Raw genomic sequence first — 22,015 nt, 5'->3', positions numbered from 1 at the left:
GAACTACTAAAACAGCTTGCCGAGCGCTCTGAATATTTCCATGCCGATAATGACCATGTATGTTAGCATGAAACAAGCCAGCATCAGGAACGAATATTTTCGGATTTTACCGGGGCGCTTCATCGCGATGCGTTTCAACCGCTGAATTTCCAACAGCTTGAAATCATGCGCCAGCATTTCGAAATAGACGACGCCTTGGTCGCCGCGCAGGACGGCAAGCAGGCCACGTACCACGTCGGACAGCATCGTGCTGCCGATTCGGGTTTCCAGCCGTATCAGCGCAGTTTCTAAATTGCCGCTTTTCATATCCGCAATCGTCATTTGCAATTCATGGTTCAAGCTTTCCCCGGCATTGCTGGCGTAGGCTTCCAGTATGCGTAAGACATCCCGTGAAGCTTTCAGTTCCTGGGAAATGGTTGCGACAAAACGCGGCAGTTCCGTCTCGATTTGTTCCCTTTTTTTTCTTACCGCTTCATCTGCGGAGCGAATGTCTTTAAAAAAAAGGGTGATTGCCAGAAAGATCAATAGCGGTGAGAGGAGCGGGAGTAATGGGAGCAATGCGATACCGGCGCAAAAAATGAGTCCTGCCTTGATTACTGCTTGCGCGACAAACACTTCAGGAGTGAGACGAATGCCTGCGGAACGAAGCGTTGCTTCCATTTTGCGCCTGTAGTAATCTGTCAGCGGCAAACGTTCGGCCAGCCATGCCGAAAGACGAAAGTGCAACACCTCCAAGCCTGACGTATTGGTTTTTCCTAACTTGGCTGCCTGTAAAATAGCTTTCGTATTGGCCCGGGTTGAGATATGAAAAAGGTCGGCCAACAGTAAATAAGCTCCGGCTGCAAAACACATTCCAAAGCCAAAGAGAAGACCGGTCATATTCGGGTAACACCTCCTTTACCGTTCCCAGTCCTCTTCAAGAGGGGCTTGATTGGCGAACCAGGGTTTCAAAGAATCATTGTAGGAAGGCCATTCTACCTGTTCCATGACATTCGTGGTAATGGCTTCATAATTTGCAACTCTCTCAGCGATTTTTGGCAATTTTCCCAGTTCGGCTAGAGAAACGTAACCGGTATTCCCGATAATGATATGGTCAAGAATATCGATGTTTAATGGTTCAAAAATGTCGACCAAGCGTTTCGTTAGCAGGATATCTTCGGCAGTGGGCCTCATCGTGCCGCCGGGATGATTGTGAGCCAAAATCATCGAAGCACAGTCGCAGTTGAGCGCTGCTTTCAAAATATAACGCGGATAAATAGGAGCCTGGTCGATGCCGCCCTCGGCAAGCGTGCGCGTTTCAATGATGTGATTGCCGTTGTCCAAAAAGGCAACCATAAATCGCTCCCGATCCCGGACACCTTCCAGCAGCGCGTTAAAGTAACTTCCCGCGTCATGCGGGGAACGTATGACTTGCTTGGCGTGTTCCTCTTCCCATTTCAGGATTCGATAGGCCCGAAGAAAGGCATTGAGCTGATCGAGTTTTTTTAACTGCAAAGCGGTAGGTTCCAAGGCGAAGGGGCGCTCCAGCACGTTCATCAGATTGTTTGAAGAACCGTATCGTTCCAGTTTGCGAAGCGGGATTTGGGTTAGTTTATGAACAGATTGAATAAATTCTCGAGCATATTTCCCCATGGAGGCGAGGTCGTCCATACCTGTGTCCTCCTTTCAGTGTGCGGACGGGACATTTGGTCCGGAAAAGTGACGGATCATGACTTGCACCGCCTGCAGCTTCTCTATACTCGCGGCGGAGAAAGACGACCATTCTTGGAGTTGCCGAAAAAAATCGTCCAGCCCGTACAGCCGAATGAGCTTTTCTAGACTATCGAATTCCTTGGCATCAGCATCAATCAATGTGCCCAGTATAACGGCAATTTCATTGTCGTTCATGGTCTTCCTCCCTATCGTTTGTACTCTAACGGGCGCGTCAGTCGGATAGCCGCAGCCAACGAGATCAGTAGAGTAAAGACGCATAGCGCCAGCACAATTTGACCGGGGGGCGTGTGCATTAACGCGCTGTACCAGTCCCGGTTCAGGAAATAAAGCAGCGGAATATTGCCGATAAGCAATAGCGCCATAGTCAGAAACTCTTTAAGCGGTTCGTACAGCGCCACGTCCAATTCAGCGGATACGACGCGCATATCCGACAGCTTGGTCACGATCGGCATCAGCGTTGTTTTTAATGTCCGGTCCTCTTGGCACGCCATAAGTGCATCACACCACTCCTGGAACACGCCATTGTCAATTCGCCCGCGCAGTTGCGTGAGCGCTAAACGAAGATTGGTATGGATCAGTTTGGATTCCGCCAGAAATGCTTGAAACACATCGGAAACAGGCGGATGCAAGTAAGGCAGATTTTCTTCTACGGCAGATATAATGTTCTCGCTCCGCAGATAAGAAGTCGTTACGACGGATAACGCCGTTTCGAGTTCGGCGTGAAGCCGCTTTTTATAGAATGTGGCAGCAAACAATACGATCCAGAACGGCAACATAGCAAAGCCGCCTGTGAGTACAGGCAGCAGCCAGACATTGCTGAGCAGCAGCGCCAACATTGCGCCGCCGACAGCGAGCGAAAGTGAGAGGACGAACAGCCATCCGATCCGCTCCCCGTGGCCGGTTTGCTGCAAGATGGCTCTAGCCTCGGCAATGGTAGCCTGCCAACCTTTCAGCTTTTTCGGCTTTTGCACCATGCGGATTTGTCGGCCGATTGGCAGTTTGCGGGTTTGCCGGTGCTGCATTCGGTCGGCAAGCTCCTGAAATAACAGCCGGGGGGACAAGCGGAGCAGAAGCAGGATGCCAGCGGACAACCCGATAAAGGAGAGCAGCAGCAAGAACGTCAAAGCTCTTCACCTCTTTCTACCAATTGCTCAAGAACGGATAGCGGCAAGCCGTTTTCCACTAAGCGCTTTTGCAGTCCGGATGAGATATCGTTTACCTTTTCAAAATCTCCTTCAATGCGAATTTGTCCGGCGTTTTGCTTGGTGGAGCGGACAGCGTAGCGATATAACGGTACGATTTCCCGGGTTCCATCCGGCAAAATACGGCATTCGGTGATTTCCATAATGCGGCGGACGTTATCTTCCAGCTTTTTTACGAATAGGACAATCGGAAATGCTTCGGTCACCAGGTTATACAGCGTTTTGTCGTTCATTTCGTATTTTTGCGTACAAAGCGTTACCATCCGATAATACGTGGCCAGGCAAGAATTGGCGTGAGTTGTGGTTATCACCGTATGGCCGGTTCGTGCAGCTTCCTGGGCGGCGAAAGCTTCGGCGGATTTCATTTCCCCGACGCAAATGACGTCGGGGTTGGCGGTCAAGGCATATTCCAGCAGCTTCTCCTGATCGATATTTTGACGAGGGTCTTCGCTGGAACGGGTGACCGTATGCACCACATTGTTCAATACGCTCCCATCATCGTCGGTAATAACGAGGTCAAACTCCCGGGTGCCATTTTCGATTGTAAAGATACGCTTGTCATATGGAATCGTGGATAGCAGCCAGCTCATCAGTGTCGTTTTACCGCTGCCGGTCGCTCCGGTGACACAGATGGATAAGCCGTATCGCAAGCAAAGACTCAAGAAATCCAGCATATCGCCGGTTGCCGTGCCGCCGCGGATAAAATCCTCCCGCACAAGCTTCTGCGGATTGACAATCCGAATGGAAGCGGAAATGCCTTTGTCTTTGTCCGTAACCGGCGCACCGAACACGGTAATGCGGATATTGTTGGCCAGGTGTCCGCGAACGATAGGTTGCGAGTAGTCGAGAATCATGTCGGACTGATGCAGCAAACGCCGGATGACGTTGAGCGCATGTTCCGGGGAAGAAAATTGCTCGTCGGCAGGTAATATACGGCCATCCGTGTAGCTGATTTTCACGTCGTTATAGCTGTTGATATTGATTTCCTCGACTTCCCGTGAAAACAGATACCGGGTCAAGAAAGAATACTCTACCATCTCCGCGTACAATCGATCGGCCAATTCATCAAAAGAAAATCCCGGTACATGCAGGCGATGGTCGATTAGGTACTGGTTGATATAGGCGATTAGCTGCTGCTTTTGTTCAGCCGGATGACGGCTGAGCAACGTCGCATATTTACCCGAAAGATAGACTTGCACTTCTTTCAATACGTCGTCAAACGGTTTGGATTGGCTGGAAAAGTAAAGGGCGGCTTGATTCACTTTCTTTCACCTCGCCGTCTCAAAAGCAGTTTCTTGAAACCCTGAACAATAGCCGCGCCATTCAGTGCGGGGGACGCTTTGGGCCGAATTGGTGAAAGTTCTTCGGGTACAATGAGCTGCATCATTTGAGCAATGCCTTGTTGGTAGGCAGCCGTTTCCTTGCTGGCCGGCAGTGCTTCCAGCAAACGGGCTTCGAGTGCTTGCTGCTCCAAGGCGTGGAGATGCGGAAGCTCAATCCGAATACCGCCGACAACTTGACTGTACGCACGGCTGTCCTGTCCGGGCCGAACGTTGGATAGAACCGAAACCGAGGAGGCGTGCTGAAAGCGGGCATCGGACAACAGAGGCAAACTGGAAGCGTGGAACATCATGCTTTTCAAGTCACAAGTATGGAAGCGGAATACGGTATCGGCCAATTCTAGCGCCACGGTGGAAAGCAAACTTGAGGATACGTAGCTGGTGCAATCCACCAGAACGACATCGGCGATATGCCTCGCCAAGGTCAGAAAGTCCACGGCCCGCTCCCGATCGTAGTTGGCATACGAAAAGGCATGATCTCCCTTGCTGTAGCCGAGAAGGCCCAGCCTAGGCGAGCTTTTGATCGAGAACGAAAAACGAAGCAGATCATCCTGGGCAAGCGCTGGTAAGCTGAGCAGTTCTCCGAGAGAATGTTGTTTGTTCACGATTTGCGGAACCAAAAACGGAATGGAGGGGCAAAGCGGATCGCTAAAGATCGTGAGTACATTTTTATTTTTAGCGCCAAGTGTTTGGGCCAGTTTGAGCGTAGTAATCGTTTTTCCGCTGGATGGACTGCCCCAGATGGCGATGAGTTTGTTACTCATGGGCAAGGTCCTCCGTGTTTGCTTGTTTGGACGTAAAATATTCATCCTGTTTGTCGATGAACATCTGTGAGGTTTTTGCATCTCCGCGATAAACGAGTGCTGCATGCAGTTTGCCTTTGGTTTCGATGTCGGTCAGAAGCACCGCTTGCTCCGGTAGCACGTGAAGAGTAATTGTGGAAGGCAGTTCCCTGTCATCCTCGGGAGTTTCCCCGCTGTTTCCGGTCTGCGCGTCGAGACCGCTGCTGGTCGTTACCGACAACACCTCCACATATTTCAGTTCCGGGGGCAGGGTTGTCGTGCGGAGCTCGCCGTAGTCGGCGGCTATCAAACTGATAATGTCGCCGGGCTGCAGCTTGCCCGACAGCCCTGCCGCAAGACTTTTGATCGTGACAGACAAAGCTTGTTTTTGTCCATCCAGCCGAGTCAGGTAAGCATCAAGCGGAACAGCCGATAGCTTGGACGGCAGCAAGTAGTCCCCCTTTTTGAGGTCCGTCGCAGCATACTTTCCGACCACATCGTCGACGGATTTCAGTACCTCTTGAGGCAGATGGAAAGCCCCCACTTCAACGGTTTCCAACTGTTCGGATTTGATTGGTATTCCTTTGTCTACGTCTTCGATAACCCGCACAATAGCAACCGTTTTGCTGGCACTTCGATTAAGCAGCGGGGCAATGCCGAGGCAAAGAATCAGGGAGAGGATAATGCAGCATGCTCCAAGGATGGAGCGATTTTTGAACCAATTCATTGACCGTCGAATCCTCCTCGTTTCTCAACAAAAATGGAGTAGCCAAAACGCCGCAAAACCGCCGGCCGAAAGAAAAGGGGCCAGCGGCAAGGGAGTTTTTGCGGCTTTTGCTTTGCCGCCGCGAATAGCAAGTCCGGCGGCAAAGAAGAGTGCAAGCGACAAACCTAAGATGCTTTGCATTAAGGCGCCGATAGGTCCCAGCACAAAGCCGGAAGCCGCCATAAGCTTGATATCGCCGCCGCCGATCTTCCCGTTGGTAATGATAGCCGCAAGCAAAAAGGGAAGGCCGGCGACAACAAGCCCGGAAACGGCTGAGATCAGGGAAACTTGCAGCATGCCAGTGCCGAAGATCGCGAGCGGCAACCTATTGGGGATTTCACGGGTTCGGATGTCATGGTAGCTGGCCGCTAGAAGCAGGGTACCGAACAACAAACCTTTGGCAATCAGAAGTGTAAGCATCATGATTTGCACTCCGTCAGCGGCCATTCGTCCAAGCGGCGATAAGGATACGTTTTCTGACTTTTGATAAAGTGAATCATAAATGTGATCTGATCAAGCACAGACAGATTGTGCCGGTCTTTCGTCGTCATCATCACCGAAGTGGACACTCCGATCAGAAAGACGACCACGGCCATCGGCACACCGCCCCAAACGATCCATAACACGATGGCGGTGAGCGCGGCAGCGAGCGATCCAATGACCGTTTGACCAAGCTGACGTTGACCGAAGCCAGGAAACCATTCCGCTTCCGGTTTCACTCCGAGAGGAATATACAAGGATTGATCCTGTTCCATGGAATACGGAACCTCCTTTTTATGACGCATGAGACTGGTTTTATTAAGCAAAGGAAAGTCGACAAAAATGAAGCAAAAAAAAGGAATTTGAGCTATGATAGAAGTAATCGTGCAACTGCTTGTACATGAATTGATTAATAATGCATAGCAGGTTCGTACAAGATGAGGGGAAGAGGAGTGGTGACAATGGCGGATGCATGGAACAAAAAATATTTGTTAAAACACAAAAACGTTCCGGTTGCGGAGATCGAGCTTGACGAAGCGACCGGCGCCATTTCCGCTATCGGCGATGTGTATGACGAACGCCACGTTCCCATTGGAATACCGGTCAAAAAAGGACGCATTGATCGTTCAGCACTCAATGAATGGTGGCGGGGCCGCGCCATTCCTGCCAGCCGGGACGGCATTAAGGAAGCTCTGATCGAGTTGAAGCTGGCCACGACCCAAAAGCTGCTGGATAAAAGTTTGGGCCTCAGTTTGTCCGACCAATATTGGATTTGCCCCTCAGATTCAGATGTCGATTGGTCGCGAGTCAATTTTTTCGACAACGCTTTTTCTGAAGATGTCGGGAATGTGTTGCTCGGCAGAGGCATACAGGATGAAAGTTTAAGCTTGATGTCGCCGGATAACACTTCGGATGGCTGGTTAAAAAAGAAATGGACGATCTTGGATGGGAAACGTTGTCTCATCAAGGGCGGAAGCGGTGCCATTCAACAGGAACCTTATAATGAAGTGCTGGCCAGCCGATTAATGCAGCGGCTCGGTATTCCCCATGTTACTTATTCGCTGCTTGTACAGGACAATTATCCATTTAGCGTCTGTGACAATTTCATCACGCCGCAGACGGAACTGGTGACGGCCTGGTATGTGATGCAGACCCGGCAAAAACCGAATCACATTTCGGTTTATCAACATTACGTGAATTGCTGCGAGGCATTAGGCATTCCCGGCATCGTCGATGCGTTAGATCGGATGATTGTCGTGGATTATCTTATTGCCAATGAGGACAGGCACCAAAATAACTTCGGCGTCATTCGGAATGCGGAAACGCTGGAATGGATCGGGGCCGCTCCGATTTACGACAGCGGGTCTTCTCTGTGGTTTACCAAGCCGCAGGCGCTCATTTCGCCAACGGTTAAACTGACCTGCAAGCCCTTCAAAAATGATCATAACGAGCAAATCAAACTGGTTACATCCTTTGACTGGCTGGATTTGTCCCTACTTCGTGGGCTGGATGAAGAGTTTAGGGAAATCCTGAAGGGTTCGCTGTTTATTGACGATGCACGATGCGATGCTCTTTGCTCCGCCTTGCAAAAGCGGGTAGACATGCTTGCCGAAATTGTGCATTCCCGCACGCCCCGCTATTGGGTGGATGATCGAAGCGCTGATGTCCTGGAGAATACAGCTTATAGCGGCGAGCTATCCGATGACGATTGGGAACCTGAACAATGATGAGAAAGAGCCTGCGTCATCGCCCTTTTCCCTTTACCGGTAATAATAGAGAATCAACTCCTTGATTTGCCAAATGCTTTCTGCAAGCACATAAAACAGCGCCACGTTACGGGCGCGTTTTTTATAGCGAGCAGCCTCTTCATCGGCTCCGGCTAATCGTACCATGCAGTAAATAAAGCGGGCCGAGCAACCCAGGCGAATCAGGACAATGAGCGCTTGCGCCAATTCTTCCAAGGTGACCATAGGATCACCCGGCTTTCATCATCTTGCGAGCCATGCCAACCAGTCTGACGCTGTGGTATACATTGTTCACAATGCCGCCTCCACCGCCTGTTGTAATCAAGAAATCCGAAAGGAAGCGCGGCGTGCGAATAGCCAGCACCATACAGGCCATGCCCCAGAATACGTGGTTTTGCAGCATCAGCCCGACGCCTAGCTTGGCCAAGGCGATCTGAATAACGACCGCCAACATGGACTGCATGAATTTTTGGGCGTAAGCGCGAAAGACGCCTCGGTCATTGTCTAGCAGTCCGGCGCAAGCAAGCGGAATCCCGACACGCAAGATGAACATTTCCAGTCCCCGCATCAGGAATTGAAAATAGAGAATGAAAAAGCAGATGACAAAAATGAGCCCAAAAATCGCGGTTACAAGCCCCGCCGAACTGATGGCCTCTACCCAGACTTGCCAGTCATAACTGGTCGATTGCCCAATCGCGTTAAGCAGCAAATCGGTCAGTTCTTCCACAATTTGAGCAAGCCAAGAGTAGATGGTGGGAAAACAAACGGCAACCGCCATCGCCCGGAAAAAGTTGGTTAGCAAAAATAGCGGTTCTTCGTCAGGGTCGCCGTCCGTCCACAGTACATAGATTTCAAATCCTTTCTTTAAAAACTTGAGAATCATTAGAGCGATGCCAAACGAAAACAAAATGTCGTACAAGCTTTCGGCGAGGTCCACGCCGGTTGATAGCGACATGAACTGTTCCGCGTATAAGGAAATCGGCATAATGTCTTTTAACAGTGTGTCCATGTAAATTAGGGCACCGTTCAAAATCGCGACGATGAGCAGTAGCAGGATTTTCTCCATCGCCTTCTCCTTTTCACGAGGTTGCTTCGATCACCGTAAGGATCCCCCGTAATCGAACATAGCTTTAATTCGCTCCGATAACGTAGGCAGAATCGTGTCTTCAAACAAAAGGTACAGCCCCGCCAGCACCAGCGCCCCGATGACAACGCCCATCAAGATTTTGACCGCCGTATCAACAAACCCCTCGGCACGCCGGTTGCCGAGCGCTTGCTTGGTCCGAGTAACCGAGTGGGCGATTTTCTTTTTCGCAGCTTTCAGCCATTGCTTCATATTGGGTAACCTCCTAAATGGTATGAAAATTGAAAAGCCTGCCGTAATCGAGCAGGCTTGCCTTACTTATAATAGCCAACGATGATGTTCAATGTAGCCGAGCCGAGCACCGCGCCAATGCAGGAGACGACAGCGGCAATGATTCGATTGTTCCATTTTTTCTGATCCATTTCGTCTGCTGCGGACCGGCGAATAAAAAAGTAAATGATGAGTACGCCGGACACGACAGGAGACAAAATCATCAGCCATGTGGTCACATCGTTAATCAATTTTTCCGTGCCGGTAGCCAGCTTGCTATCTTTGATATCGGAGGCAAAGGTGGAGGAATCGGACATAAAGAAAAGGAGTCCTGTCAAAGCTGCAGATACCGTGTACCGAATTACCGCTTGCCCTCCTTTCTTCAATCGTCGAACGAAAAAGGGGGAAAACCATTTTGCGCTGCCGCCGCACGCTGCTGTTCCGCTAGTTGCCGGGTGATGTCCTTGTGGTAGTACACCCATATGTTCCATAGTTTCACCTCCTCTCGCGTGTTGGTCCGAATCGGCCGCCGTGCTTCCCGTTCCTCCCGAACTCTGCGGTTATGCTCCTTGTCCCCGAGCCCCATCATGCGGTTGAATGCCCATTTACCGAGATCGGGAGCATACATCATGGCCGGATGACTGCGGGATAGGACGATTTGATAGGGACGCGAGATGCGGCGCACTTCGTCCACGGTGAGCAGCTTGCGTTCCAATAAATTGAGCGAATGCGAAGTGCTCGGTGTCGAGTATTTGCCGTGCGACGAAGAGAGCGAATAGCTGGAAGTGGTGTATGTTCCTAACTTTTCGCTAATTTCTCGCAAGGTTTCGAGGTCGTCAGCCTGCATATATATCCACGTCTGGCAGTTAGACTTGATTGTGCTGGCGGCATGGGCATCATACTTTTCTTTGAGTTGCTCGAAGCTTTGCAGAAACAGGTTGAAACGCATCCCGCGTCCGCCGCCGACCGTCAGCTTGTTCGTGAAGTCGGCGATCGGCGTAAAGTTGCCAAACTCGTCCAGCAGGAAGTTAACGCGCCGTTTCAGTCGTCCGCCGCGCTTGTCAGCCTCGGCTGTTAGCAGTTCATAAAGCTGCGAGACCATCAGGGATGCAACAGGGTAGAACGTGGTCTTTTCATCCGGTAAAACAATAAAAAGCGCTTGTTTCTTTTCGCCGAGCTGGGCTAAAGAAAAGTCGCTTTTATGGGTAATCGCGTATATGGATTTGGAGGTGAACAGCCGCAGCGTCGTTAATGCCGACGTATAGAAGCTGCCTTTGGTACGGGAAGGTGCGATATCGGAGATACTAAGCAGCGCTCGGGCCGGATGATGCTGCGGCAATCGTTTGACGTACTCTTGCATCGGCGTTTTGTTACCGATTTGCTTGTTCATCTCGGCCAGAAACCAATACGAATTGGTCAAGTTCTGGTATTCGGGCCATTTGATATTATCCCATACGACACTGAGAATGGAAGCAGCTATAACCGACATTTCGCCGTTGGTCCAGATCTTCTCTCCTTGGGCTTTGCCGACCAAGACATTTGTCATATCCCAAGCGAGCATTTCGGCCTGTTCCTGATCGCCAGCAAGAGCGGCATCGATAATCGGCTGAAGCAAATTGTAGTGGTGACTTTTTTCAGGGTGGCGAAAGTCGAGTTCCAGCACTTCGTAGCCCAGTTTCTCCAGCATGGGGCCACTATAGTGAAGCAATTCCGCTTTCGGATCAGAAATCACCATCGATTCGCCTGCGAGGGCCAGCAAACCGATGGATTGCAGAACAACCGAACGGGATTTCCCGCTGCGGGTTGCTCCAATGCACAGCGTGTGCACATCATCGCCGACAAAGTAAAGCTTCTCACGTCCGCGTTCCTGACTCATTCCCAGCACGATACCACTGGAATTGAGGTTGAGCGGATATTCCTTGGCGGGTGAATCAGGTTTGGGGATCGTTTGCGGATGAAACAGCTTCATCATGCCATTCCTCCTGTTTCGGCGGTTTTAGAAAGTTTAAGTCGTCATAACCGGTATCGATCAAATGACGGATCAGCGGATGGCTAAGATCAAGCGAATAATGGTCAAAAGCTCGAGACCATTCCTCTTCCTTTAACCAGCGAGCCGATCCGTGTTGATGCTGACCGGTTGGAATCGGGGTTTCAATTCCAGGGGCCACCCGTTGCAGCTTGCTTTGATAGGGACGGCTGTTTGCTGTGAAAAACAGAATGGCAAGCAGCAAAAGGAAGCCTTGCAAACAGACGAACAGCAGAACATGCTGTCGATTTGATATCAGACTAGACAAGCACGATTCGATAGGGGGCCACGCAAGTCGGGACGTATAGCCGGACAACAGACGATGAAGGGCGGTGCTGATAAAGAGATTTAGAATACCTCCAATCCCGAACAGAAGCAAAGAAATAGCCCATCTTTGTTTCGTTTTCACAGTTCCAGTTCCTCGGTCGGTTCAAAAAAGTCGTCGGGCTCCAGTTCATTGGTACATAACGTTATGAGGGTGGGATTGTTTGCAGCATGGGGTGTACGGTATTCCTGTTTATGAGCTTGCTCCGCAACCTGATCCAATTGAAGTTGCAAAAACATAGTTTTGGGTGCAGGGCGGTCGTGGATATGCCCCCATTCTTCGGTGTGTTGGTTATGCATTGCTACATACAGCGGCTCATCCACGCAGAGCGTATGCAGCAAACTGTCTTCATCGACCACCTGGGCCATGACGGCGGGATGAGAGGCAGATAACTCATAAACAGGAACCGCACAACGGTCCAGTGGATAATGCAAATATTCACCGTGATTTGCAGCGTGCTCTTGTGCAAAGTCCGATAAGCAATGGTTAGCGACGGTCTGGTGCACGGCAAGCTGCCATTTTCCGTCGCTCTCCAAAAAATACAGTCCATTATGGAGAGGTTGGCTATTTGTCACCGTTCCCCAAGGTGTATTTTCCGGAGCCTGTAGTGAGCCGAAATATTCTGGAGCGAAAAACTTGCCTTCCTTGGCAAGCTGCTCCGGACTGCCGCAGCGCTCTTTGAACTCAGGATCCGTAATCGCATTATTTTGGAGTAATTCGTAGGCAGGAACTACACTTTTGGCATCGTCAAAGTATACATGGTCACCGTGTTGTTCACCGATGTTGAGCGCTTCTTCGCCTAACAGTTCTTTGGCGTGGTCGGCGTCGATGACGATTCCGCTGCCCCGTTCGGCTATTATTTCATACACATGCAGGGCAATCTCCGCGCAGGTCAAAATGTTGCCCCAGATGGAGCTTTCCGGTCTGGGCATGGGAGTCCTCCTTTCAGCGGTCTTCGGCAAATTCCAGTGCTTCAGGGTTGCCGTCATAATCGTGGGCAAATTGCTGATCGTAATTTAGTTGAATGTCCCGATCTTTTAGCTCGGGCAGCACATCTTCCAGTTTCTCTATCAGGATTTGTGCCTGTTCGAATTGGTCGATCGTTTTGTCGTTTGGGCTGATGAGGAATTTAACCATTTCGTCGTGAATGAGGATAAGTTCGTTCTCGAAGAACAGCTTCTTTTCATTCACTAATCCGCTGCGGCACGCGAAGTTTTCCAGCGCTTCTTCCTTGTTGTAGAAGTATTGCCGCTGTACCGGCGCGCCGTTGTCCGGAGACAAGCGGTACGTGGAAAAGACGTATTCAAACAACGGATGGTGCTTGCACGCCAGGACGACATTGTCGTATTCGCAGAGTTTGTAGACAGCATTTGCAATTTTGGGCGTATTCTCGGAATATGGTTTTTCGGTGCATATCCCAAGCTGCAGCGCCGTCTTCCGGGCGAAGTCCTGTATTTGTGACATCAGCCGATCCGGGACGGTCACAAACGGATTGCGCTCGATCGAATCCGTACGGGTATAGAAGGCGACGAGTTGGTCCTTCAAATAAAGGTCTGCCAAATAATCCGCCGAAGTTGAGCGTTTGACTTCGATGCCCAGTTCCGTCAGGGCTGTGAAGAACGCCTTGTAAAATTCACTTTTGCTTTTCATTGAACGCTTCGTTCCTTTCGGATATGACGGCTTGTTTTTAGATGAAAGAGGATATAGCGTGGGGATTCAATCGATCATTTGGTTTCACGGTCGTTCTTTTGCTCAGGCCGAGAAGCGGAAGGCGCAGCGGCCATATTCGTTTGCTTGGACTTGTCCGATTGGACGGATTTTCGGCGCGGAGGCTGTTTCATTAACTGTTCCAGGGATTGCAGATGTCCATCTGTAAAAAGCATGTCGTTTCATCCTTTCGGTTTTTTATAGGTTTACCTATGATTACCATTCCATACCGCGATCCTTGTGCCGGAGCAGCCATTCCTTTTTGGCGAGCTTGGAGAAGTCTCCGCCCATGACTTTGGCTTTGTCGTCATAGTCTAGTTCTGCCCGCATCATCCAACCTTCCGCCGCAGTAAGCAGTTCCAGTAGCATCTGCTCGGCCAGCGCATATTGCCGATCGGCTTCTCGAATGCTCGACTTGGCTTCCTTCTCCAACTGAATCATCGTCCGGACGGTTAGAAGAATACGGTTCGCAATACGTTTTTCCGCTTCGTTTCGATAACCCGTACGGAGTTTTTCCAGCCGGTCCGGATGGCTGTCGTAGAGCATAGCCAACTTCAGTTTGGCTTGCACATAGTTCTCTACCATTTGTGCCAAATACCGATTGTCATTCAGCATGTCATGAACCATTGCATCCACTCGTAGCTTGGTTTCCGGGGGCAATAGCTTGTAGACAAGTCTGCCGCTTTTCGGCATGTTCCTGCGCAGCTCGAATAATTTTTTGGCCCATTGCTTGACCGAATCGGGTTCGATCAGGTGATGCTTGGGGTAGCGGAGCAGGGAATCCTCATCATCTTGTTCAAATCGATGTTGTAACGCTCGAAAAGCTCTTGGATTTAGTCGCTTCATATAGGCTTCAAATTCTTCAATGATGCTGTCCGTCACTTCGGTGATACCAGTTTTGAATTGGTCTCGTTGCACGCAAAATTCCCTGATTTTGTACGCGAAGGTGTCTTTGATGAGCTGTTTGCGAATACGGTTCGGAATTTCGGGATGAGTGAAGTTCTTTATGATAGTTTGCGACTTGTCCCAAAACACAATATGGAGATGAGGGTGATTGCGTTCATTATGGAAGGCAGCGGCCCAGCACAAGTTTTCAATCTTGATCCGATTATGAGCGGCAAGGGTGGAGATATGCTGTTCGATATACTGTTGCCAATCGGTGAAATCCGTTAAACCGAGTTCAAGCGCGGTCTCGGTTCGAAATGAAATGACACTGCGGTACATATTTTTGCCTTCCCGCGAAATTTGCCGGGCAATTCGTGCGACTTCCTGCCAGGAATCAAATGTTTGCAGACTGCCGGGCTTAAGTTTGCCAAACAATCCGTGGCTCATGTTTTCATGCCGAACCGCACCGGGGCGGGTGGCAATATAACCGATATGCACATAGTTGCTGACTGCGGTTTTCGGGTGATTGGGATGAAAAAAACGTTGTTTATAGATCAGCGATATCGCCATCACCTCCGCGTAACCGTTCCAAATTACGCTCGAATGAGTCGCCAGAGAGGAACAGCTTTTCCGCATCGGTCAGCTTCATCTTGGTATATTCGACCGCAAGCTGCCGTGCTTTCCGCTCGATTTCCCGAAAGGTGGTATAGCGGTTCGTATCAATGAGATCGGCAATGATCGCTATGGTGGAATAGTACGCCGCGGCGGACATAATGAGGTCTTTGCTGGCAAGTCCGGCCAGACGGTTGCTAAGGCCGTTAATGGCAATCGAGATCTCTTGCCGAATGATGCCGGTGATGAAGTCGATCTCCTGGGTGTAGGCTTCGATGGACATTCCCTTTTGTACGAAAGCCCGTACAATATCTGCCATGCTAAGATGTTTGGAGGCTGCGTATTTCTTCAGCGCTTCATATTGCTTTTTGGGAAGCTTGACGGTGATCTGGACTGTTTTCTCGGTATTGGCCAATGGCACCACCTTCCTTTTGTGAATTCCGTGTGACATTCGATCATCGGGGCAAAACCGGTAAAAATGTCGGTGGAAGCTCTGCTTCCACGCGGTGTTTCACGCAAAATGACATTTTGCTATTCCTGCCTTTAACCTCCACCCCAAGAGGCGGGCCTCTCGGGGCGGAGGACGGCAGTTCTTTGATCCGATGAGAAAAAAGGGAGGGGGACATGATTTCATCGCTCCTTATTAAGGATAGAACAGCAAAAAGCCACATCCCTCATTTGGAATGTGGCAGATCGCAGTATGCTCAAATTCTTATTCGTCTACCAGTGATAAAATATCCGTTTCCTGCGCGTGTTGAAGCAGGATCTCTTCGATGTGCTTAGTTCTTATCGTCCAAGCATGTCTTCTTGAACACTCCGTTTTCGTTCTTCCTCTATTATATACCGTCGGGTACACAAATCTTCATTCACATCTTTGCTTACAGGTGTTTCGACGGAGGTTGCATATCCTAGGCAGGCGTACTTAGCGGCAAATTTAAAGGCAGCCTCTTGTCCCCAATTGGGAGCCGGGCTGCTGTCCTGAAAGGTGGCGTTAACATCGTTGTCCAAGCAAAAAATGATCTTCTTGATGTCGTGATGCCGCAAGAAGCGTTCCAGCGCCTGATCTGACAAACAACCCAGCGAAATTCGATGGTCGACTTTCCAGTCCTGACCGTCCAATTTCAACAAGGTGGCATGGCTCATCGCGTCGATCGGGCTTTCGCAAACATAGACCTTCCGACTGGTTCCGGCAATATGGAAAGGATAACTTTTATCCGAAAACGGTCGATCCTGTTTGAAAGGTCGATTCGCCCATGTCCCGCGAAGGGAACAGTATTTGGCCGAACCGTCCTGATCGTACCCGACAAAGACACAATTTCCGGTCATATCCTGCTGGTATAGCTTCTTTTCACGCATCAAACGGAAGACGATTTCTGGTTCAATGCCCCGAACATGGATAAGATACCAGGAAATACGCCTATAATTGGGCGCTTTGTCCGGGAGCTGCAGCTTGCCGGAAGGTTTGGGAAGGATAGGTGCGGATTGATGCTGCGGTAAGTCAGTTCCAAGCAAATACGCAACGGCCTCTTTAAAATCCATCCGCATAAATTGCATTACAAAGTCGATGGGTCCGCCACGAGAATCGGTTGAGAAATGGTAGTATTTGTTGCTATCCCGGAAAAAGTAAAGACCGCCACTTTGCTTCGCATGAAGCGCGCGGCGGCCGCCATTTTCGAGGATGTAACCATGTAATTTGGCGAATTGGATTAGGTTGATGTTATTCGCTTGGGTGATTTGGGATTTTGTAAAGGGAGGCTTATTCATGACTTTTCCTCCAAAATTAGATGATTGAGAAAAATTTTCAAAATGATGATTGTAAATCATCAAAGAAAAAAGGAATTCATAGGAAAATGTCGAAAATAATACTTACATTTATGAAAAAAGATTCTTTAGCCTCTTTTTAAATTAGTACAGGTTCTAACGATGAGGTTCTTATAGGTCTATTGGGGACGGTATTTTGAACTATCAAATTTTAGGGGTAAAGTGTATAAAAATATTTTTAAGTAAGAGAAGGTGAATCTTAATGGTTGAATTTGATGAATTGGATATAGAGCAATTAGTCGTACATAAAATTGGGAACAAGATGCGAGATGAAGGAATCGAGATATCTCAGAGGCTGCATGACTTAAATGACTCAAGTATGAAGGAAATACTCTTGAAATTTTTCCTGAGACCATTTAAAGCGGAGAAATTTTTCAATTTTACACATGAAGGTCAGCTTGATTTAAACGAAGTCTACTTCTACGTGAAGAATATCTTTACTGGAAAAGGAAGCTTTTATGATGAATCGGTTAGGATTTTAAAACACTTATATGAAAAATCAAACCATCCGAATATTAAGTCAGGCGAGTTTTATGTGGCGTATTTTAAAAATCATTCTTTAACCAATAAAAGAATTGATGTAATAGGACTTTTTAAGACCGAGAACAGAGATACATATTTGAAGGTAAATCAAGCCAATGACAACTTCAACATCAATTATGATAGAGGAATTAATATTGATAAGCTAGACAAAGGTTGTTTAGTAATTAATGATGAAATGCAGAATGGATTTAAAGTATTGATTATTGATGCTTCTGCTAAGTCACAAAATAATGAAGCACAATATTGGAAAAATAGCTTCTTAAATTTAAAAGAGGTTATGGATGATAATTACACCACAGATGCATTCCTTAAAATCTGCAATTCCTTTTCGTCGAATATTAATGTTGATCAACTGAATAATACGACCATCAATGATACATTCAAGTTTAAAAATTCTACATATAACTACTTTGAACAAAACAGCACATGTTCTTTGAACGATTTTCTAGAAGATGTTTTTGATAACGAAGAGTTAAAAGATGAGTTCCTTGAATATAAAGCAAGGTATGAGGAAAAAAATCACATAATTCCTATTGAAACATTTAATATATCACCTACAACTGTTATGAAATTGAAAGAACGATTTAAAAGCAAAATCAAGTTAGACACTGGGTTTGAAATAAAAGTAGTAAATGATAAATATCTAGAGAAGGGCTTTGACGAAGAAAAAAACATGTCTTTCTATAAGGTTTATTTTCGTAGCGAAAAGTAAAGTAAGGAGCGATATTTATGTCAGGAGAGAATTCAAAAAGTTCTGGTGAGTTTGGAGAGAAGATTGTCCTAAATTTACTGAAACTAATCGGTTGGGGAAGTGCTGATTACAATCCAACAATAGAATGTTTCAATGAAGAACACGATAGAAAAAATAAGGAGCATGGTCTCGATTATATTTTTTCATTTGAAAGTCCTTTAATTAATCACTTGCAAGATGACGTATTGATTTCTTGTAAACATAATAAAGAAAAGTACCCGGATTATCCAACATCAGTATTTAAAAAATATCTCTATGAGTTAGCAGAAGCGATGGATTGCTTTCCTTATGACCAAAAATATAGTGAAACTCGAGTCGGCAGAAGAATTCAAGAACGGAAAACCAGTGGAATAATTTTTTGGTTATCAAGTAAAGAAGACATAGAAAGAGATATTATTAAGGAAATAAAGGCATTTAGAAATACAGACAAAAAAGCCGAATATGGTCCCATTTACTTGGTAGATAACAATAAAGCAAATTTTCTTTACAGATCGATTAATTATGCCATAAGTAAATATGGTGACTATAACTTTTTTTATCATCCAACAGGATACAATGATGTTGATCCATTTGTGTCGACTAATTATGGTAAGAAACTTCCTGTACAACTAATTAATTCGAATGTCTTGCCTTTGCGTGTTGATCCAAGTGAATCAGGACCAACACTATTGATGTTTGTCAATGAAAACTTTAATGAAAATTCTTTAAAAAGAATTATGGGATTTACGCAAAGATTAACGAATAGCTGGGCAAAACAAACTGTTATTCTATATTACGATTATTTAGAAATTGAGCATAGAAATATCGTGCAAACAACTAAGCGTTTATTTGAAGGTAATTTTATTGAAACAGTTGAAGTTCGATCGTTTAAGGATACTATTTCAATATTGGGAGAGGAATAAAATGCTGGACAATAATTTGCCAAAGCTGAATGTAGAAACTATTCTTCCCTTTGGAGACAATTTAAGACCTTTAGTTTCTTCATCTAGAGTATTATCGGATAATGATTTAAAAAGTTTTCTTTCTTCAAAAGGAATTTTTACTAGTTCCAATGATCGGAATGAGACAGTTCCTTTGATTACAATGTCATTACTAAGCCCACTAGAGTTCGAAGTGCTTCTCGAGAAACAAAAAGATAAAGAATCACAAATAAAGAGAAGAAATAGAGATTTAGAGTGGCTTTCTGACAAACCCTTATTTGAAGCATTAAAAGGTATAAATATTCCTTTAAAAGACTTAATACCTCAACACTCAAGTAGTTATGAAATAATAAGTCAGAGTCCATTGAGACCTGTAAATGGAGATCCGAATCATCTTTCTTGCGATTTTGAAATTGAGAGAACGGACCGTTCAAAGGACATGTACACACAACATAGTCTGCATAAAGGATATATCGAACTAAAATTATCCGATGATAAGAAATTATTAAATATCGCTATGGAACATACAGCAGAAGAAACACATGAAGTAAATGAAAAATGTACTAGATATTTAAGGGATATTCTTTTAAGAAAAAATTGTATTTCTAACAAAGAAACACAAAAAGTTACCTTTAATGATTTTGATAATGCTGCTCGTGTTAGATTTTTCTTAAATTTACTAAACACATCGCTTGATAAATCAGATACATTTGAATTTCTTCAGATAACTAATGTTGAGATTTCTGTTGATGCAGAAAAGCCGCTTCCAGAAGGTATTAAATGGATGGAACGAAAAATCGATAATATGAAATTTAAGGGAAGGGCTATTCATGAAACAGAGTTGTTAAGAGATCCTAAGTACCATAATTCTTTAATCTTATCTTCCGTTAGAGCAAACTATGATTTTAAAAGTCTTTACTCAACAGGAAGTTGTACTTTTGAGTTTGGCTTTCCAGCTAGAGGAAATATACCACAACCTAATACTGAGTTTATATATAAGTTACTGAACTTTAATTTTGAATCAAAAACCAAGGCCAAAAACAAAGTACAAGGTTTTCTTTACGCCAAATTTGACGAATTTAAAACTATTGCCTATAAAGTAACTAAGGGTGAGAAGGTAACTCAATAAGCAATTTGTTTTATTCAAGCCGCTATCTGCGGCTTTTTGTTTTTATTTAAGTCAATTATTTTCTGCTGACTGTGTTCATCATAGCTTCGACTTCATTAAATCATAAAAGGTTCTTTATCAAGTTGTTCTGCTCTTAGTTTCGTAAGGGGTGTTGTTCTCCAGCAGATAAATTGCCGCTAGGAAAGGGAGACAACATCTGCATCCCATCTGATCTTCTTTAAGCAAGTAGCCTTTCTTCAGGTATGGATTGAGATCATTCGACTGCTACCATTGATTCAGCAATTTTTATTAACGAGGCTTTAGGCAATTTAGAAGTATCTAATTCCATATAAGTATTTCCCTCAATCCATTTCAGGACTCCACCAGTAGGTTGTTTTCCTACATAGGGTATATACCACCCTTTCTGCCCATTAAGGAATACTTGCTCACCTTGGGGCTTTAATTCAATCTTCTGAGTAATTTTCTTTGAGTGTTGGGTTCCTTTGTTTATATCCAAATTAACTATTTCTTTTTCGACAATAGAATTATTTTTTAATTGTCTCACTCCAAATAAATATGCATCATTGTCGTCAAAATAATTAATCAGAATATAATTTGCTTTGGCAGCGATACTATCAGGTACTTTTATTTCGTAATTTGTAGCCGATTCAAATACTGTTGGTACATATATTTTAAAGTCCGTCCTTTGTTCAAGCTTTTTAATTGCTGTGCTATCCTGTACCGAAGTTCCAATTATGTTTGAAAGCAGCAACGTTATTGTCAAAAAAAACGACTGCAACATATCCCTCGCTCCTTTAAACTGTTTTTTTTTGATAAAAATATTATATCCACTAACAAAAATCTTATTCAAAAACGATGAAAAACCTTTCGACCTCTTTTAGAGAAGGGAAAGGTTTTTCATGATTGTTTATATTTTTACTGATGGTGATTTAAAAATTCAATCGTATGCATATCCGTCAACAAGCACATAAGTTCCGCCAACAACATCAGTGTTATCCATGTTTTGCCAACTTACATTAATAGTCGCGCCGCTAGGTAATCCCGAAACTAAAAAGTCCGTCGGAGTTGTTGTATCACCAATGCTCTTATTGAGCAGAACTTTACCAGTATTGAAATCAGTGAAAGTCCACATGATATGAGCTTTTTCACCAGCGTGTACTCCATAAACTTTATAGTCAGAAAGGTAGAATGAGGTTACACCGCTGTTCAACACCACAGTAAAGCCTCCATATTCCCCCACATTCTCGGAGCGAACGTAGAAAGGACCATACTCACTATAAGCCTGGACTGAAACTCCTTCTTGCGATGGTGTTACTGGGATGATTGAAGTAGTTTCATTGGCTGTCGAATCGGCGTAAATAGAACCTCCTAAACTTAAAATGAGTACAAGGGAAAATAAAGAGGACAGAACGATTTTTTTGGAAAATTTCATTTTTCTTCAACTCCTTATTCTAAAGTTTAGAAAATTGAAATATATATGAAGCAGACAATAAAAACAATTGCCAATTTCTTGATCAGAGAAATTGGTTTTTTTGTGATGCATCACCTGATAGAATTATATCAATATATTTCCATTTTTACTAGAGAATAAAAAATCGCTTTGTGTCGAATGCCAAATAATTTATCAATTTTCGTTCTTCGATAAAAATTTGTCTTTTTTCCCTTTAGTAGATAGCTCTATAATAACGTTTGTCTTAAAGATACAACTCGATTCGCTGTTTTAACTTATCCCCTGATTTGACTCGTAGGTGGCAGAGTACTTGTTTGGTCTTCTTGGCAAAGGAACTTTTGATCACATTCAGCCAGGAACCCTGCTTGGAGGTGAAGTTAAACTCAAATACGTTTCGTTTCTTTGAATATATGGACAGAAATGGTTGTCTAAAATGGTTTAAACGTGCAGTTCGGGTTGTAGTG

At 45.8% G+C, this 22,015-nt stretch carries 26 protein-coding genes; 4 read left to right on the top strand and 22 right to left on the bottom strand.

Annotated features, from left to right (window positions below):
- Positions 1 to 6: 6 nt before the first annotated feature.
- From DYE26_RS11680 to DYE26_RS11640, 9 genes are read right to left on the bottom strand one after another with little or no spacing between them, the layout of a single operon-like run.
- Positions 7 to 879 carry a hypothetical protein gene (locus DYE26_RS11680; protein WP_036624177.1) on the bottom strand — a complete coding sequence of 291 codons (873 nt, stop codon included), beginning with the start codon at positions 877 to 879 and terminating at the stop codon, positions 7 to 9.
- A gap of 18 nt (positions 880 to 897) precedes the next feature.
- Positions 898 to 1,650 (bottom strand): JAB domain-containing protein, encoded by a 753-nt coding sequence (locus tag DYE26_RS11675; protein WP_051985569.1) that lies wholly within the window; start codon positions 1,648 to 1,650, stop codon positions 898 to 900.
- 15 nt (positions 1,651 to 1,665) lie between these two features.
- Entirely contained in the window at positions 1,666 to 1,887 is a 222-nt protein-coding gene (locus DYE26_RS11670) for a hypothetical protein (RefSeq protein WP_036624176.1), read from the bottom strand.
- An 11-nt stretch (positions 1,888 to 1,898) separates the two neighbouring features.
- On the bottom strand, positions 1,899 to 2,837 hold the full coding sequence (locus DYE26_RS11665) for a type II secretion system F family protein (RefSeq protein ID WP_036624175.1): 939 nt from the start codon (positions 2,835 to 2,837) through the stop codon (positions 1,899 to 1,901).
- Positions 2,834 to 4,177: a CpaF/VirB11 family protein gene (locus DYE26_RS11660; RefSeq protein WP_036624174.1), complete on the bottom strand. Its 1,344-nt coding sequence runs from the start codon at positions 4,175 to 4,177 to the stop codon at positions 2,834 to 2,836. The genes DYE26_RS11665 and DYE26_RS11660 overlap by 4 nt, the downstream gene beginning before the upstream one ends.
- Positions 4,174 to 5,019 (bottom strand): hypothetical protein, encoded by an 846-nt coding sequence (locus DYE26_RS11655; protein WP_051985568.1) that lies wholly within the window; start codon positions 5,017 to 5,019, stop codon positions 4,174 to 4,176. Before DYE26_RS11655 ends, DYE26_RS11660 begins: the two co-directional genes overlap by 4 nt.
- Positions 5,012 to 5,764 carry a Flp pilus assembly protein CpaB gene (cpaB, locus tag DYE26_RS11650; RefSeq protein WP_036624173.1) on the bottom strand — a complete coding sequence of 251 codons (753 nt, stop codon included), beginning with the start codon at positions 5,762 to 5,764 and terminating at the stop codon, positions 5,012 to 5,014. The genes DYE26_RS11655 and cpaB overlap by 8 nt, the downstream gene beginning before the upstream one ends.
- A 24-nt stretch (positions 5,765 to 5,788) precedes the next feature.
- A complete protein-coding gene (locus DYE26_RS11645) occupies positions 5,789 to 6,226 on the bottom strand; it encodes a prepilin peptidase (RefSeq protein ID WP_036624172.1) in 438 nt (145 codons plus the stop codon).
- Positions 6,223 to 6,558 carry a hypothetical protein gene (locus DYE26_RS11640; protein ID WP_036624171.1) on the bottom strand — a complete coding sequence of 112 codons (336 nt, stop codon included), beginning with the start codon at positions 6,556 to 6,558 and terminating at the stop codon, positions 6,223 to 6,225. Before DYE26_RS11640 ends, DYE26_RS11645 begins: the two co-directional genes overlap by 4 nt.
- Before the next feature lie 186 nt (positions 6,559 to 6,744).
- Here DYE26_RS11640 and DYE26_RS11635 point away from each other — a divergent pair, with 186 nt between their 5' ends.
- Positions 6,745 to 8,010, top strand: a complete 1,266-nt coding sequence (locus tag DYE26_RS11635; RefSeq protein ID WP_036624170.1) for a HipA domain-containing protein — start codon at positions 6,745 to 6,747, stop codon at positions 8,008 to 8,010.
- Between the two features lie 33 nt (positions 8,011 to 8,043).
- On the opposite strand, the gene DYE26_RS11630 is transcribed toward DYE26_RS11635, so the two are convergent.
- From DYE26_RS11630 to DYE26_RS11580, 11 genes are all read right to left on the bottom strand, one after another.
- Positions 8,044 to 8,253, bottom strand: a complete 210-nt coding sequence (locus DYE26_RS11630; protein WP_036624169.1) for a hypothetical protein — start codon at positions 8,251 to 8,253, stop codon at positions 8,044 to 8,046.
- Positions 8,254 to 8,257: 4 nt separating this feature from the next.
- The gene (locus DYE26_RS11625; protein ID WP_036624168.1) at positions 8,258 to 9,094 is read right to left on the bottom strand and encodes a conjugal transfer protein TrbL family protein; all 837 of its coding nucleotides are present in this window, start codon (positions 9,092 to 9,094) and stop codon (positions 8,258 to 8,260) included.
- 30 nt (positions 9,095 to 9,124) lie between these two features.
- A complete protein-coding gene (locus DYE26_RS11620) occupies positions 9,125 to 9,364 on the bottom strand; it encodes a DUF6133 family protein (RefSeq protein ID WP_051985567.1) in 240 nt (79 codons plus the stop codon).
- Between the two features lie 62 nt (positions 9,365 to 9,426).
- Positions 9,427 to 9,699 carry an Mbov_0395 family pilin-like conjugal transfer protein gene (locus DYE26_RS11615; RefSeq protein WP_218032579.1) on the bottom strand — a complete coding sequence of 91 codons (273 nt, stop codon included), beginning with the start codon at positions 9,697 to 9,699 and terminating at the stop codon, positions 9,427 to 9,429.
- A 65-nt stretch (positions 9,700 to 9,764) separates the two neighbouring features.
- Positions 9,765 to 11,354, bottom strand: coding sequence for a VirD4-like conjugal transfer protein, CD1115 family (locus tag DYE26_RS11610; RefSeq protein WP_218032578.1), 1,590 nt, complete (start codon positions 11,352 to 11,354; stop codon positions 9,765 to 9,767).
- The gene (locus tag DYE26_RS11605) at positions 11,314 to 11,817 is read right to left on the bottom strand and encodes a hypothetical protein (protein ID WP_063836316.1); all 504 of its coding nucleotides are present in this window, start codon (positions 11,815 to 11,817) and stop codon (positions 11,314 to 11,316) included. The genes DYE26_RS11610 and DYE26_RS11605 overlap by 41 nt, the downstream gene beginning before the upstream one ends.
- The gene (locus tag DYE26_RS11600; RefSeq protein ID WP_036624166.1) at positions 11,814 to 12,665 is read right to left on the bottom strand and encodes a hypothetical protein; all 852 of its coding nucleotides are present in this window, start codon (positions 12,663 to 12,665) and stop codon (positions 11,814 to 11,816) included. Before DYE26_RS11600 ends, DYE26_RS11605 begins: the two co-directional genes overlap by 4 nt.
- A 13-nt stretch (positions 12,666 to 12,678) precedes the next feature.
- Positions 12,679 to 13,383, bottom strand: coding sequence for a hypothetical protein (locus DYE26_RS11595; RefSeq protein WP_036624165.1), 705 nt, complete (start codon positions 13,381 to 13,383; stop codon positions 12,679 to 12,681).
- Between the two features lie 273 nt (positions 13,384 to 13,656).
- Entirely contained in the window at positions 13,657 to 14,895 is a 1,239-nt protein-coding gene (gene mobP3, locus DYE26_RS11590; protein WP_036624164.1) for a MobP3 family relaxase, read from the bottom strand.
- Positions 14,873 to 15,352, bottom strand: a complete 480-nt coding sequence (locus tag DYE26_RS11585; RefSeq protein WP_051985565.1) for a hypothetical protein — start codon at positions 15,350 to 15,352, stop codon at positions 14,873 to 14,875. Before DYE26_RS11585 ends, mobP3 begins: the two co-directional genes overlap by 23 nt.
- A 371-nt stretch (positions 15,353 to 15,723) precedes the next feature.
- Positions 15,724 to 16,701 carry a DUF3991 and TOPRIM domain-containing protein gene (locus DYE26_RS11580; RefSeq protein WP_036624162.1) on the bottom strand — a complete coding sequence of 326 codons (978 nt, stop codon included), beginning with the start codon at positions 16,699 to 16,701 and terminating at the stop codon, positions 15,724 to 15,726.
- A 259-nt stretch (positions 16,702 to 16,960) separates the two neighbouring features.
- Here DYE26_RS11580 and DYE26_RS11575 point away from each other — a divergent pair, with 259 nt between their 5' ends.
- Genes DYE26_RS11575 through gapS4b form a run of 3 tightly spaced genes read left to right on the top strand, consistent with a single transcriptional unit; the run spans position 16,961 to position 20,101 of the window.
- The gene (locus tag DYE26_RS11575; protein ID WP_036624161.1) at positions 16,961 to 18,013 is read left to right on the top strand and encodes a nucleoid-associated protein; all 1,053 of its coding nucleotides are present in this window, start codon (positions 16,961 to 16,963) and stop codon (positions 18,011 to 18,013) included.
- Positions 18,014 to 18,030: 17 nt separating this feature from the next.
- Entirely contained in the window at positions 18,031 to 18,954 is a 924-nt protein-coding gene (gene gapS4a, locus DYE26_RS11570; RefSeq protein WP_036624160.1) for a GapS4a family protein, read from the top strand.
- A gap of 1 nt (position 18,955) precedes the next feature.
- Positions 18,956 to 20,101 (top strand): GapS4b family protein, encoded by a 1,146-nt coding sequence (gene gapS4b / locus DYE26_RS11565; RefSeq protein WP_036624159.1) that lies wholly within the window; start codon positions 18,956 to 18,958, stop codon positions 20,099 to 20,101.
- A 253-nt stretch (positions 20,102 to 20,354) separates the two neighbouring features.
- Here gapS4b and DYE26_RS11560 read toward each other — a convergent pair whose 3' ends face one another.
- Positions 20,355 to 20,882, bottom strand: a complete 528-nt coding sequence (locus DYE26_RS11560; RefSeq protein WP_036624158.1) for a DUF4367 domain-containing protein — start codon at positions 20,880 to 20,882, stop codon at positions 20,355 to 20,357.
- Between the two features lie 156 nt (positions 20,883 to 21,038).
- Positions 21,039 to 21,533, bottom strand: a complete 495-nt coding sequence (locus DYE26_RS11555) for a hypothetical protein (RefSeq protein WP_036624157.1) — start codon at positions 21,531 to 21,533, stop codon at positions 21,039 to 21,041.
- Between the last annotated feature and the right edge of the window lie 482 nt (positions 21,534 to 22,015).

The organism is Paenibacillus macerans, from assembly GCF_900454495.1.
GTDB classification, from domain to species: domain Bacteria; phylum Bacillota; class Bacilli; order Paenibacillales; family Paenibacillaceae; genus Fontibacillus; species Fontibacillus macerans.
This window is presented reverse-complemented; position numbering and strand designations above follow the sequence as displayed.

Excerpts from the sequence above, each read along its gene's own strand:
- DYE26_RS11670 (WP_036624176.1), bottom strand. The coding sequence starts at position 1,887 with ATGAACGACAATGAAATTGCCGTTATACTGGGCACATTGATTGATGCT.
- DYE26_RS11555 (WP_036624157.1), bottom strand. The coding sequence starts at position 21,533 with ATGAAATTTTCCAAAAAAATCGTTCTGTCCTCTTTATTTTCCCTTGTA.
- DYE26_RS11575 (WP_036624161.1), top strand. The coding sequence starts at position 16,961 with ATGGTTGAATTTGATGAATTGGATATAGAGCAATTAGTCGTACATAAA.
- DYE26_RS11580 (WP_036624162.1), bottom strand. The coding sequence starts at position 16,701 with ATGAATAAGCCTCCCTTTACAAAATCCCAAATCACCCAAGCGAATAAC.
- cpaB (WP_036624173.1), bottom strand. The coding sequence starts at position 5,764 with ATGAATTGGTTCAAAAATCGCTCCATCCTTGGAGCATGCTGCATTATC.
- DYE26_RS11630 (WP_036624169.1), bottom strand. The coding sequence starts at position 8,253 with ATGGTCACCTTGGAAGAATTGGCGCAAGCGCTCATTGTCCTGATTCGC.
- DYE26_RS11625 (WP_036624168.1), bottom strand. The coding sequence starts at position 9,094 with ATGGAGAAAATCCTGCTACTGCTCATCGTCGCGATTTTGAACGGTGCC.
- DYE26_RS11655 (WP_051985568.1), bottom strand. The coding sequence starts at position 5,019 with ATGAGTAACAAACTCATCGCCATCTGGGGCAGTCCATCCAGCGGAAAA.
- DYE26_RS11560 (WP_036624158.1), bottom strand. The coding sequence starts at position 20,882 with ATGTTGCAGTCGTTTTTTTTGACAATAACGTTGCTGCTTTCAAACATA.
- DYE26_RS11595 (WP_036624165.1), bottom strand. The coding sequence starts at position 13,383 with ATGAAAAGCAAAAGTGAATTTTACAAGGCGTTCTTCACAGCCCTGACG.
- DYE26_RS11615 (WP_218032579.1), bottom strand. The coding sequence starts at position 9,699 with ATGTCCGATTCCTCCACCTTTGCCTCCGATATCAAAGATAGCAAGCTG.
- gapS4a (WP_036624160.1), top strand. The coding sequence starts at position 18,031 with ATGTCAGGAGAGAATTCAAAAAGTTCTGGTGAGTTTGGAGAGAAGATT.
- gapS4b (WP_036624159.1), top strand. The coding sequence starts at position 18,956 with ATGCTGGACAATAATTTGCCAAAGCTGAATGTAGAAACTATTCTTCCC.
- DYE26_RS11640 (WP_036624171.1), bottom strand. The coding sequence starts at position 6,558 with ATGGAACAGGATCAATCCTTGTATATTCCTCTCGGAGTGAAACCGGAA.
- DYE26_RS11610 (WP_218032578.1), bottom strand. The coding sequence starts at position 11,354 with ATGATGAAGCTGTTTCATCCGCAAACGATCCCCAAACCTGATTCACCC.
- DYE26_RS11600 (WP_036624166.1), bottom strand. The coding sequence starts at position 12,665 with ATGCCCAGACCGGAAAGCTCCATCTGGGGCAACATTTTGACCTGCGCG.
- DYE26_RS11645 (WP_036624172.1), bottom strand. The coding sequence starts at position 6,226 with ATGATGCTTACACTTCTGATTGCCAAAGGTTTGTTGTTCGGTACCCTG.
- DYE26_RS11680 (WP_036624177.1), bottom strand. The coding sequence starts at position 879 with ATGACCGGTCTTCTCTTTGGCTTTGGAATGTGTTTTGCAGCCGGAGCT.
- DYE26_RS11675 (WP_051985569.1), bottom strand. The coding sequence starts at position 1,650 with ATGGACGACCTCGCCTCCATGGGGAAATATGCTCGAGAATTTATTCAA.
- DYE26_RS11620 (WP_051985567.1), bottom strand. The coding sequence starts at position 9,364 with ATGAAGCAATGGCTGAAAGCTGCGAAAAAGAAAATCGCCCACTCGGTT.
- DYE26_RS11635 (WP_036624170.1), top strand. The coding sequence starts at position 6,745 with ATGGCGGATGCATGGAACAAAAAATATTTGTTAAAACACAAAAACGTT.
- mobP3 (WP_036624164.1), bottom strand. The coding sequence starts at position 14,895 with ATGGCGATATCGCTGATCTATAAACAACGTTTTTTTCATCCCAATCAC.